Here is a 12,466-nt window from a genome sequence, read left to right on the forward strand (position 1 = left end):
CAGGCTTGCGTCCCGAAAGGTATCGCGCTCGTCGTCTAACTTTTCCCGACGGCGCTTAATCGCTGGAGCGCAAAAATGAATCGAAGATTGGCTCAACTGATCATTTGTGTTGTCACTATCTGTACAGTTGGGTTATCCAGTGCCGCCGATGACGAACCGCAGCGGCGTGCCATCCAGAGGCGCGGTGTGGAGGCGGCGATCTGGGCCATGCCGGCAGTCAACTACGATTTGATGTACGAGGCCATGGTACGTGCAGAGGGCGGCAATACCGCCAGCAACAAGATCGTGTATTGGTCGCGTCCCGGAACCTGGAGAAATCAGACGCTCACGCCCAATCGGGATACGATTTACTTCATGCCTTTCTTTGACACCAGGCGATCAGGACCTGTCGTCCTTGATGTCCCAGCCGAAGGTGAGGGCACACTGGTAGGATCCATTGATGACGCGTGGCAAACAGCTCTCGAAGACGTTGGGCCTGCGGGCGCCGACAAAGGCCGGGGTGGACGCTACCTGATCGTACCTCCCGGCTATCAAAAAGCGGTGCCGAAAGGCTTCATCGTGCTCCGGTCGAGCACATACGCTGGCTTCGCACTCATCCGTTCCAACCTCAGAAGTCGTAACGACACCGACATCGCTCGTGCAGTAAGGTACGGCAAACGCATGCGTCTGTATCCACTGTCTGAAGCGGACGCGCCCCGGCCGACCAGATACGTCGATGTCGTCAATTCATTGTTCGACGCGACCATTCCTTATGATGAACGGTTCTTCGTCTCACTCAATCGCGTTGTTCAGAGCGAGCCCTGGCTCACCCGGGACAAGGTGATGATAGATTCGTTGAAGAGCCTCGGGATCGAGAAGGGGAAGCCGTTCACGCCAGATGGAGCGAGGCAGGCGCTTCTTCGCACTGCAATGGACGAGGCACACGCGTGGCTCAGTGCTCAATACGACGCACAGTTTTCCAACGCCTACTATGACGGCGAGCGATGGGCGCTGCCGGTTTCGGTGGAACTTGTCAAAGGCTTGGGCGACAACTTTTCTGATCCTGACCAATATCCCGTGGATGCAAGAGGCGTAACGTACACGGTCGGCTTTTTCAGCGCTAAAAGGCTCGGCGCGGGACAGTTCTATCTGGTGACGACGCGCGACGGCAAAGGCAAAGAACTCGATGGCAGCAAGTCGTACCGCCTGCGCGTGCCCGCACATGCACCCGCCAGTCAATACTGGTCCGCGAGCGTCTACGACCGGAACACACATGCATTTCGCCGCGAAGCCGCATGGTCCAGCCGCGCGTCTAACGACGAAAAAGTGCGCAGGGAGCCGGATGGGTCCGTCGAACTCTATTTTGGCGCCCATGCGCCGGCCGGCAAGGAAAGCAACTGGATCCCTACGCGATCGGATGGCAAGTTCGAAGTCATGTTCCGGATTTATGGACCGAAGAAGTCTCTGTACGATAAAACATGGCGTATGGGCGACATCGAGGAAGTGATGTAACGCACGAAATGCGAGCAGCTCGTCACGGATATCTGCCCAATGGCGAGACGCGCTATCGCGTCAGGCCTAAGCGAGCCGATCTGAATTGACACATATGGCAGCTATCAGAGCTGCCTCTAGGCCATGGTGTTGGGCGTGTGGGACGGCGCCGACCCGCTGGCGTCGCGCGTCGACGGGGACAGCCATTTACAATTCGCCGTCGAGGAATGCGTTGAGTGTCGCAGCGATCTTCGTGCGTCGGGCCGACAGGAAGTCCCTATAGCTCTCGATCTCGAGCAGATTTGCTTTCAGGGGAATCGATTGTGCCTCGAAGGTCGACTTGCCGCGCTGCTCAATCAATGACGGCAAGTACTTGACGGGTGGCTTGTCCAGAATGACACGATTGGTCTTTCCACCAATGAATGCGAGGTTGGCGATGTCGTCCACTTCACGGACCGAATAGTGGTTTTTCAGCTGGACCTTCGGAAAGATATGGTGGAACTGCAGACGATGCTGGGCGCCTGTGTGGTCGATTTCGATGGCGAGGTCGGAAAGCCAGTCCTTCGCACCACTCGCGCGGAAGGCGAGGAACATCGTCTTGAACAATGCACTTCGCTGATTGCGACCTTCGAGCTCGCCTGAAGTGATATCCAGGCGGCCCACCTGCAGACGCAGCCGGTCGACTAGCTCGTCAACTTTGCCGCCATCGCGTAACGTCGCGATATCCTGATCGAGCAGCGTTTCGCTGGATCCACGCGAAAAACGGCCTTTGGCGTTGGCGGCCAGGACCCAGTAGCGAAGCTGTTTGGACTCCTTGACCCCGACCTTGTATTTGCGGACATGTCCGAAATACGCGACAACAATCATCAGGAATGGCGATGCAAGTAATGCCGGACTATCGATACCGACATTGCTCCGGAGAAAGTTCATCGCGTACTCCATGCCCTTGCAACATTCTTTCCAGGCAAGCTGCAGGGCAGCGGCGTCGTAACGTCCGACGGTAAGAAAACGCGACTGCCCACTGGCAAATACCATGAGGTTGCGCAGGTGGAGGCCCAAATCCAGGTCGAATCCATGCCCCTTGCATGATTGCTGAAATTTGAGGAATAGCTCCAGGGAGTTGCGCCACCTCGCCGTGATTTGCGCCAACGCGAGGTCAGAGCTTCGCAACTTCGCACCGAGGGAGTTCACACGAACGAAGATTTCGGTTACCTCATCGTACGAGAGATCGCGGCCAAGCACGTCCATCCGGTAAGCGTATTTCCGGATGGCGCGAAGTTTGGCCAGCCGCTCGCTGTACTTCTTGTAGCGAGGATCGTCAAATCCCTGGACGCCTGCGGCCAACAGGAACTCCGCATCGCTGTCCGCCCTGAACACGTCAGAGACTTTGACCCACTGTGGCAATGCCGCGATCTTCTTGGTGGCGACAACGAACAGCATTTGGTTGATACGTTTCTGCAACTCGTCTTCTGTCGAATCGTCGACGTCCTTCAGTTGAATGATGCCGTCGTCTTCGTCCTCGTCCTCCTCATCCTCGTTAACCTCCATTACAAAGGCCAGCCGGTCCGGGTGTTCAAGATTGAAGAGAAGTTCAATGGGTTTCTGGCGTCCACGGACGGTGACCGGTTCGCCGCGAATCACAGCCGACAGCGACGTCAGTCGCTGTTGCCCGTCCAGTAGCAAACGGGTGCTTTTGTAGGGCGTCTTCCCCTGCGAAACGGAGAATTTCCGTTCAGGCACTTCTTCGTCGGTTTCCCACAGCAGGATCGCGCCGGATGGATATCCTCGATAGAGAGAATCAAGGAGATCGCGCACACGCGTGGATCGCCACACGTACTGCCGTTGCATCTCGGGTAGACGCAAGTCACCCCGTTCGATCATTGCCACCAGTTCCTCTACCGACGCTTCAGCCTTGGCCATTCCCCGTCCCTCGTTTTGTGGAGCCGATAATGTAATCCAAGTGAATCGCCGTGGGGGAGTGGCGTTCGAGCGAGCTTGCAACTCTTGCACAATCGCAAAAGAGCGTGATGTGATACACCGACGGCTGCCTGCAGCCAACTTGATTTGGAGCAAAAAAAGCCGCTGGCCCCAAGCGGGCCAGCGGCACTTCCATGCGGTAGCAATAAGACGTGCGGATCCTGTAATCAGGGCGCGGCCCGGAAATCGAGGGTCCTCTTGCCAATCCATTGACCTTCGAGCCTGTCGCTCCTGATTGTTGCGCGAATCAGCGGTTTAGGTGTATCGCTGCTTTCGTACTCGGTGAGCTCGATGACATTACCATTCACCTTGCCGTTCAGCGCAATGGGCTCGCGGTACTTGTCGTAGAAGTAGCTACCGGATAGCGAGTCGTCGCCGTAGTGCTCGGACAGGCGCAGTGTGATTGCCGCCTGTCCCACTCGACCTTGCAGAATTTGCTGATACGGTTCAGTTGGCGGCGCTGCCTGCTGCGGCCCGCTCATTAGCAGGTACTTGCCGTAGGCGCTGAAATACGGCGCCAGATCCGCGATCCTGTACGCGACCTTCTGGTCGCCCACATCGTCGAGCGCAAGTTCGGCGTGGTTGCTGCAGCGACCATACACAAAGGTGACGGACTCACGTCCGATTTCCAGAGAGGTATTCGCCAACGTGTAGTACTTCGCATAATCGGGTGATTGCATCGGCTCCATACACCGTTCGTACATACTAACGGTCGACGCAACGCGCTCTTCTTCCTGATCCTGCTTGCCGTCAAGCCTCGGCTGCGGCCAGGGTGTCGCGATGCCATTCTTTTTACGGTTAGCTACGGCATCCCTGTTCAGACTAGCAATGGCTCTCCTGTACTCGGTCAGGCGTTCCGCGAGGTTCTGCCTCAGTAACGCCGTGCCACCTGCGGGCGCGAACAAGTCCGAAGCAAAAAGCGCTCGCCCGGTCGCTGCATCGAAGTTGTACTGCCGGGAGTATTGCTCGCAATAGGCGCCACAACCTTCGGCGTCGACTTCCAGTGCCAGTATTCGATCATCGTTGCGCAACACCGAGAAGCTGAAGTCTGAGATGTCTTGAGGTGGTCCATCGTGTACCTTGGGTTCTTCGATTTTACCGGGATACCGGGCTGGGGCCGGCTGCTCGGCCATATCGAGGAAAACCTGATTGTTGATGCGGGCATCGCGCCTGGCGTCGTCGGATTCGACGTAGGGCAGCGAGCCTCCGTACGTGACCGTCCTGACCTTGATCGGGGATGGGGCTGCGGCAACCAGGGCCGGCAATGCGGCAGCGATACTAACGAAGAGTACGCGATTGAACATCGGTGAACTTTAAGGGAGATGGGGCGACTTTCGCGCCAATCGTTGCGAGTAATTCGCGAGTCGAAGTTGGTCACGGAGTGCATTAACAGAAATCGTTTTTAAAATGCACGCCCCGCAAAGCCGCATCCAATAAGGCTCCCCCGCTCCTGACCGCCGTTCTCCCTGACACAAGTTTCGTGATGATTTCGAGCGAGAAATACGCCGAGACCGCGTTCTGTGCCCGGTTTTAACGCAAATCATTCAGAAATGCGAGGGGTGAATTCCAGACGCGTACCGATAACAACATTGATCAAGAAACAGCGCGAAGCGACGTTGTACGTGCGCGCCGTCGCCTAATCGCCAAACAACACAAGGGCAAGGGCTGCCCCCGTTTATCTGCTTACCGGAAGCAGACGCATACGCGCCGTGCCTGACATCGGCGAGCCGGCTTTGCGGAATCAAAAATGATGTCTGTAAGGGATTGGCGGGGAGGCGTTCAAGGCAAATGAACGCCAGAATCGACACGCCGAAGGATTTGCGTCGCTGTGTAGCGCGATAACTGCGAGTCCACCAGGTCGTCGTGAAGTCGCAGTCTTTACCGGGAGGGGAGACGCATCCAGCGCCGCCTTTTGACAGCCTTGCCTATTGCATCAAGTCAACCTACGGATCGGTGCCCTTCGCTAGCACCAGCACTGATGTCTTCTCCGCTCCCCGTCTCGAACCGCAGTTGATCTGCTGCCCAAAACAGCCGGCGGCTGATCCTGCAAAAGCTCACCTTTTTACTGGACCACCCGACCATTGACCAGATGAACTGCTGGCGACTGTCATATTCTCGTCATCGCCTGACACCGTTCATCGCATGCGTCGGCCGGTTAGGGTGGGCACTTCCCACGCGGACGGGATCGATACGTGGTTGGATGACTGGCTCAAGCGTGATGGTCGACGCTGGCGGCCGATCGGACGATTCGTCTCGGTCCGCCGATCTTACGCGTAAGACGGGAAAGCCTGCATCATCACTGAGGATCTCCGACTCGAGCTGCTGGCCGGTTTTCATCGAGTCAACCGCGCGCGCGTGAAATTCGAGGAAGGCTGCAACCGGGTGCGCGAAGAGCTGGATACCCGTTGCCAACCCCGGCCCCTCGCTGCGCACAACAAAAGGGGAATAGAGCGCCCACCAGTCTGATTTCTCCGCTTTGGGAAGGTTGGCACAAAGGTGGTTCCATGTCTTCATGCCAAAGATGGCTGCTGTGAGCGCCTGTGTCGTCGCCGAGCTCACTTCGCGACCTGCCTCCAGCAGCAGCCTTTTCGCCGACCGGAGCCATTCGTATGCGCACGGAAAATGTAGCTCGCGCATCGCGCCCGTCGCCTCATGCCGGCGAACGACATGCAGTTTCGGCCAGTGCGACAGCCGCTTTGCGAACTGCGCCTGTATGCAGTCGCTAGTGCGAAGTCCCGTCAGGGTGCTTTCGACACGGGAGCGGAGGGCGCCGTCAATCCGCCTCTCATCCGTTACGGGAGCAATGACGGCCAGCACGGCACCTTCGAGCAGAAACATGGTGCGGTTATTCTGTTCATCGTAAAAAAGCCCTGGCGCCGCCCCCGCGTTCTGAAACTGGTCCTGCATCAAGGCAACGCAATGGGCGTGTGATGCTCCGGCCCGAAGTGCCTGGAATCCGGAGCCGCGCGATCTGTCATCAAGTTGCGCAACATGCCATCGCGGCACCTTGCCGGCAAAATGTCCGGCCGCCTGAAACACTGCAAAGTCAGCCTTGGTGAAACAGCCTTCGAACCGGTCCCGCCACGATGGTCCGAAGGTATCGGCGACATCGCCCAGATACGGGCCCACACGTACGGCTATTCCTTCCCAGAATGCGTCACCACCGTATTCGATGCTGATAGGGCCCATGCCTGTCTCCAACCGACAGGAGGTGTGTGCACGTTCACATCCTGATGTCGGAAAAAAGGGAAGGCGAAAGATAGGAAAGGCCCGGTTTACCGTCCGCCATCGAGGCGGGTGCACCAGCTGGCCTGGGCGGCCACAGAGCATCATAGCGGCTCTGCGGGAGAAGAGTAAACATGACATAAGCACTGCCAATCGAATCAATGACATCATTCATCCGGAAATGCAGATTCCGTTCTAACCGAAGAGTTCGTCGCCGTACGAGGCCAGTGCTGATTAATGGCGCGAGTTGAGCGCCAGCGTGATGACAAGAATCATCCTGAAATGACGCGCGCAGCATGGGTCTTTCAGCGGCGAACACGGAATGCGCAATGCCTGTCAAACTCCGGCAATGACGCATGGGATTCACAATGGGGCCGCGGGCGGCAAGCCAGTATGCAACAGCAACCGGTCAGGCCCGTCCATGACAAGATGTCGTGATCCCGTCAGCGGACGATCAACATACTGGCCGGCCCGTGCCCTGAACGCGCGCGCTGCATGCCCTGATATGAGCTCAGGATGAACGAACTCGCAGTGATGTTTCCACAGGAAGACCTCATGTGGGCGCAGAAGGGGAAGTGGGAAGAATGGGGGCAGCGGGAACAATCGAGGCAGTGGGGACAGTGGGCGGGAAGGGACCTTGGTCCACTGCCGCACGAGTCAGCGCTGACCATTTTCTGGAGGTTCTGCTGGCGCAACGCGCTGGACCCGGAGGACATCCGCGACTGGTTTGCTTCGTCCGGCCAAACGATCGACTGGCCACAATTAAAGGCTATCACCGGCTGGAGATGTCCCCAGGTCGTTGAAGTCCGGATCGACAGGCTTCCTTCACGCGAACTGCTGTTTGACGGGGGCTTGCGGTACTGTCCCGTCTGTCTCGAATGCTGCTATCACAGCGTCTGGCATCAGTTTGTGCCGGTACACAGCTGTCCGCTTCATGATGTGCCGCTGATGTCTTGCTGCTCGGTTTGCGGGCATCCCTGCGCTAAGGTATCCGAGTATCTGAATTGCCGCCTGGCGCCGTTCGGTTGCAAGAGCTGTGGCGAGTATCTGGCGGGGGCAGCGCCCGACCTCGATTCGCATCTGGATCTAAGGGACCAGTCGGCCGTGATGCGCGAACGTCTTGACGGCTATCAGCGATGGATAATGCAGAACCACGAGCTGCTGGACCTGGCTGGTCAACTGTACCGGCCCAGTGGCTGGTCCGCAGCCGAACCGTCTGCTTTCCATGACCTCGTGTACAGGCTGATCGACCAGTTCGCGCCTACTGACAGGTTCAGACTGGGTGATGGTCGTCGCGTTCAAATGTTTATCTGGCAGATCCTGCCATACCGGCGATATGTGATGCGGCACGAGTTCCACACGCGCCGCTCGGCGCTTGGGGCGTACAGGAACGCGCTCCACAAGCTGCTGCGGCACTACGGCGTGCGTCACTCGGATGGCAGCCGCCTACGGGAGGCGGGCAGCCGGATTGCGGCGCGCCAGCCCCTGAATGTCAGGGCGCTCGGCGCGCCGCTGGTCGCCCTCGCATTAACCCGGCACTGGATCGAGGGTGAACTGTGGTACGTGTCGCGCTGCACGGACGCCAGAGAGGCATTGCTCTCACGGCCGATGCCGTTTTCGGACTCGGGCATCGGGCGGTACCTGCGCATCGAGGTTCAAGCCTATGTCAGCGCACTGTACGCTGCGTTCCTGGATGTTGCAGTCGCCGCCCTGCATCAGACGGGGGAGGTGTCGCCACGCGGACTGCTCGCTGCTGGCCAGGGCGTCGGATTCACGCAATCGCGGCAGGCGGGGTGGATTACGGGAATGGCGATATTCACGCAGTCGACGGCCGTGGCCAGTTCGCCGCTTCGCATGTACGAACGGCTCCTCTTTGATCCCACCTCCGCGCCGAGCGATGCCGAGCTCACGCGCGAGTGCTGGGATGTGCCGCTGCACTGGTACCTTCGGCCCATAAGGATTACTCCTTCCTCTGAAATCCGTTAGGAGCGTCCGGACAGAACGCGGGAAAACAGCGAAAAGACTACGTCCCGATAATCACGGGGGCTTTTCAACCGGTAATCAGAAACCCGATTAAAACCTGAAAAGACTACGGCACTCTTTACTGGCGTAGTCTTTAAGCTGAAGACTACGGCACTCATTACTGACGTAGTCTTTAAGCTGAAGACTACGGCACTCATTACTGACGTAGTCTTTAAGCTGAAGACTACATGCACTCATTACTGACGGGGTCTTCCAGACAGATTGTATGAAGTATGACTTGTCAGGGCGGACCTCGCCGCAAAATGCCCGGTAGTCCTTCGTGAGCATCAGGCTGGGCGGGGCCATGAACGATTTTGCGAGAGCCCTCGTCCTGCCAGGAAAACGCCTCGTCACTCACGCCTTTAGGCGAATGCTTCTGGTAAAGGTCAAATGCCAAAGGTGAACGTTTTTGGTAACGCCATCTAGTCGAACGTCTCTGCTAATTGAAGGGCGCCATAAAAGCTTCTTGTGTTCTGATATTGCCTGCCCAATAATGACAGCACCCTTCCTGGTGAAATTTGCAGGGTGCTGTTGTTGATACACGCAACAAGGCGCTGCCGGTTCGTAATCCGGACTGGGGATTACCGTGCGTGCACACGCCGCTGAAAGGACAGGGCAGCTTTGGGTTACCACACAGCGTTGCAGGACATGTGTGGGATGCAGAACGAACAGACCGTGGCCTTGCCGGTAGACGCCGGTAAGGAGTCCTATTGACCCGTTAGTACATAAAAAAACGGCGCACCTGCGTGCACCGTCGTTCGGAGAAACCATGATCTAGCAAAATTTCCGGGAAGGTGGCGTTGGCGCGCCGCCCACCCGATGTGACTTCCCTTCTGATGTCAGTCTGATTTTGGTCGCTGCGCGCGCCGAAGTCAAGGGAAGTTTTTTTTCGCACGATCTGACATTTCCCTTGACCGTCGAGGCTACTCATGGGACAGGCCCCCGCGTCCGCGTTGCTGCCGAAAGTCCGCCGGCGCGTATCCGTTTACAAGCCCTTGCGCGCGGCTATTACTTCAAGCGTGTACGTCTTCGATTCGCCCAAGCTCGGCGAGCGCCTGGTGATCGTTGGCGACATTCCTTTCATGTATGCGCTGCTGGCGGAGGCCGATCCGTCGATCAGCGCTTACTTTTTCCTGCCTGAGGAGGGTAGCGAAACGGCGGGGCGGTCACCGCAGATGAAGGTCTGCTATCTCAACGGCCAGTCGCGGACATGGCGGTTCGCCAATGACGAAAAGGTGAGCGGTCAGGACAAGAGCAGGGGCAAGGGCAAGGCCGCCGCCACGTCGTCAGGCGACGCGTCCCAGCCGACCATTGACGGTCTCACCGTCACCAGAGGGATTGTCGCGCTGCGTCGCCAGGTGCGGCGTGTCGACAACATTCTTATGTTGTGCTCAATGTTCAATCGGGCGCGTGGCTGCGATGTGTGGAACGAAGCGCGCCACCTTGACGAGTTCCTCATTGCAAACGGCGAGGCTACGGTTGCCGAGCTCCTTCGGCTGGATGGCATCGATCCCGCGTGCATGCTGGGGGTGATCGCGCTGCGTGTGCTCAACGGATCGGTCAGCACCGACATCGACATGCGGCTGTTTGGCCGCACGTCCGTGATCCGCCGCGACGAAAGTGCGCTGCCGACTCCGCTTACCCCGCTCGCGGATGTGCTGGCCAGCATCAGTGCGGACCAGGCCGCGATGCTGGATGAGGAAGAAGAGACGTCTGCGCCCGGGGAACCGCCGCCGAACCGCGGGCGGCCACGTACGCTGGTGCCACTCGAACACATGGACTACCGGAAGTGGGTACAGGTCGACGCCAAGGCATTGCAGCTCGTGCGTGGTGAGACTGTTGCCTCGCCGTTCAGAAAGCGCTACAAGGCCGTGCAGATGTACCTGGATCAGAACTCGACCTTGTCTGATATCGAAAAATCGTCGGGTATCACCCAGGCCATGGTGCCGCACTGGGTCAAGCGTTGCCTGCTTCCGGACGGCGCGGGGGGAATCGTTGGCTTTCCGGCGCTCGTGCCCGGCGGCGCACGCAAAGGGTACAACCGCACCGAGCCTCACGAGGGTACGCAGGGCTCGGGATCAGCGGGGTACGCCGGCAAATTCGGCCAGTTGCTGTCTGAGCATCCCGAAATCGCCGAGCGCATCGAGAACCTGCTCTTTGGCGAGGACCCCGCCTGCGTTCCTGAAACGCGGATGCCTTACACGGCGATTCACGAGATCTTCATTCGCGACCTCCGGGACGCCGGTCTGACGGATGACGACTACCCGTTGAAAACAGACGATGCCGGCTTTCAGTCTCTTTATCGCTTCTGCAAAGAACTGGAACAGAGCAATCCGGCGCGCAGCCGCACCGCTCGCGAGGGCAAGGACGCGGGCAGGCGTCGAGACGGGCGTGGCCCGCGCCCGCGAATCCGGGCTCGCAGGCCAATGTCGATCGCCCAGCTCGATTTCCACTACACCGATGCGATCGGGATTGTCGTCCTGGTGGACAGGGACGGCGTCGAGCATGAACTGCCCGTCAAGCGGTTCTACATCGGTCTGCTGATCGACGAAGACACGGGTTCAATCCTCGGGTTTCACTATGTGCTGCAGGTCCAGCCCAGCACCGACAGTGTTCTTGATGTCGTGGAAAGCGCGCTCTATCCCCGGGCTTTCGCCGAGGACGATCCGCATCTCAGGTTCACGCCGGACGGCAAGTTCCTGATGAACTCGTTCATCCCGGAGCTCGGACGCCACGGATTCTGCATGCTGAGGATGGACCGGGGCTGGTCGAATATTGCCAAGGACGTGACCAACAACATCATGAGCGAGCTCGGTTGCGCGCTCCATTTCGGACCGTCCCGGTCATGGTGGGTTCGCCCGCTCATTGAACGCATCTTCGGAATCCTGACGAGCAGAGGGCTGCAACGCATCCCCTCGACGCTGGGATCCGGTCCGCAGGACGTGCGCAAGGACCGGCCCGCGGAAGAAGCCATCCGGTACAGGGTCATGGTGAGCGACATACTCGCCGTCGTCGCCGGCGAGATTAACCGGTTCAATACGGAAGGCCGCGCCGGCGGGCATGAGGCAAGTCCGCTCGAAGTCATGCAGGCGGCCCTGGCGCATCCTGAGTCGCCCTATATGCCCCAGCCGCTTGCGCGGGACAAACGGCACGACTGGGCGCTCTTTTCACATCTCGAGCGTATCCGGATAAGTCGTGACCGCTCTGGCGCGCGTCCCTGCGCGCGCGTGGCTGCGATCGACTGCCGGTATCGCAATCCATATCTGGCTGAGAGCGACTGGCTGGTCGGCAAGTATCTGCTTGTCTATATCAACCGCAGGGACGTCAGACAGGCTATCGGTGTACTGGCAGACACGGGCGTATACATCGGCGAGTTGGCGGCGGAAGGGCGGTTCGAGGAAGGCAGGCTTACGTGGACTGAGGCCGTCGCGTTCAAGCGCAGGCGGCACATTCGTGCCCGGCACGGTCACCGCGTATCCGCGGCGACCACCCTGCGCGAGGAACTGGCGCAGGCGGCGAGAACGAAGCAGCCAAAAGCGAAGCCGACGCCAGGATCGAAGTCAAGGTCCAGGTCGAATCCGAAGCCGAAGGCTGCAAAGACCAGCGAGGCGGCGCTTGCTGCGGCGAAGCGGCAACTCGACCACAAGGACGATCCACCACCCGCACAGTCACAGGCAGCGTGGCAGAACGCCGGTGACACACGTGCCACTTTCGGCATTCCACTGAAAGTGGTCTCAGGCAAGGGCCGGAAGTAGGCCTTCCGGCGCAGTTT

At 58.8% G+C, this 12,466-nt stretch carries 7 protein-coding genes; 3 read left to right on the plus strand and 4 right to left on the minus strand.

Translation table 11 applies throughout. The features are described from left to right. Positions 1-87 precede the first annotated feature (87 nt). The gene (locus QEN71_RS34720; protein ID WP_201647932.1) at positions 88-1,491 is read left to right on the plus strand and encodes a DUF1254 domain-containing protein; all 1,404 of its coding nucleotides are present in this window, start codon (positions 88-90) and stop codon (positions 1,489-1,491) included. 186 nt (positions 1,492-1,677) lie between these two features. Here the strand turns inward: QEN71_RS34720 and QEN71_RS34725 are convergent, their stop codons facing one another. The 3 genes from QEN71_RS34725 to QEN71_RS34735 all read right to left on the minus strand — a co-directional run bounded on the left by QEN71_RS34725 (position 1,678) and on the right by QEN71_RS34735 (position 6,636). After that, the gene (locus QEN71_RS34725) at positions 1,678-3,390 is read right to left on the minus strand and encodes a GmrSD restriction endonuclease domain-containing protein (protein ID WP_201647934.1); all 1,713 of its coding nucleotides are present in this window, start codon (positions 3,388-3,390) and stop codon (positions 1,678-1,680) included. Between the two features lie 224 nt (positions 3,391-3,614). Continuing rightward, entirely contained in the window at positions 3,615-4,751 is a 1,137-nt protein-coding gene (locus QEN71_RS34730) for a hypothetical protein (protein WP_201647937.1), read from the minus strand. 814 nt (positions 4,752-5,565) lie between these two features. After that, entirely contained in the window at positions 5,566-6,636 is a 1,071-nt protein-coding gene (locus QEN71_RS34735) for a hypothetical protein (RefSeq protein ID WP_201647939.1), read from the minus strand. A 552-nt stretch (positions 6,637-7,188) separates the two neighbouring features. Between QEN71_RS34735 and QEN71_RS34740 the strand changes: the two genes are divergently transcribed. Further along, positions 7,189-8,658 (plus strand): TniQ family protein, encoded by a 1,470-nt coding sequence (locus QEN71_RS34740; RefSeq protein WP_201647941.1) that lies wholly within the window; start codon positions 7,189-7,191, stop codon positions 8,656-8,658. A gap of 754 nt (positions 8,659-9,412) precedes the next feature. Here the strand turns inward: QEN71_RS34740 and QEN71_RS34745 are convergent. Beyond that, positions 9,413-9,625, minus strand: a complete 213-nt coding sequence (locus QEN71_RS34745; RefSeq protein WP_201647943.1) for a hypothetical protein — start codon at positions 9,623-9,625, stop codon at positions 9,413-9,415. Here QEN71_RS34745 and QEN71_RS34750 point away from each other — a divergent pair. After that, positions 9,624-12,449: a hypothetical protein gene (locus QEN71_RS34750; RefSeq protein ID WP_201647945.1), complete on the plus strand. Its 2,826-nt coding sequence runs from the start codon at positions 9,624-9,626 to the stop codon at positions 12,447-12,449. The two genes, QEN71_RS34745 and QEN71_RS34750, sit on opposite strands and share 2 nt — an antisense overlap. Positions 12,450-12,466: the final 17 nt, after the last annotated feature.

The sequence above is a fragment of the Paraburkholderia sabiae genome (assembly GCF_030412785.1).
Classification (GTDB): domain Bacteria; phylum Pseudomonadota; class Gammaproteobacteria; order Burkholderiales; family Burkholderiaceae; genus Paraburkholderia; species Paraburkholderia sabiae.

Coding starts and splice junctions, on each gene's coding strand:
- QEN71_RS34735 (WP_201647939.1), bottom strand. CDS start 6,636: ATGGGCCCTATCAGCATCGAATACGGTGGTGACGCATTCTGGGAAGGA.
- QEN71_RS34740 (WP_201647941.1), top strand. CDS start 7,189: ATGAACGAACTCGCAGTGATGTTTCCACAGGAAGACCTCATGTGGGCG.
- QEN71_RS34725 (WP_201647934.1), bottom strand. CDS start 3,390: ATGGCCAAGGCTGAAGCGTCGGTAGAGGAACTGGTGGCAATGATCGAA.
- QEN71_RS34750 (WP_201647945.1), top strand. CDS start 9,624: ATGGGACAGGCCCCCGCGTCCGCGTTGCTGCCGAAAGTCCGCCGGCGC.
- QEN71_RS34745 (WP_201647943.1), bottom strand. CDS start 9,625: ATGAGTAGCCTCGACGGTCAAGGGAAATGTCAGATCGTGCGAAAAAAA.
- QEN71_RS34730 (WP_201647937.1), bottom strand. CDS start 4,751: ATGTTCAATCGCGTACTCTTCGTTAGTATCGCTGCCGCATTGCCGGCC.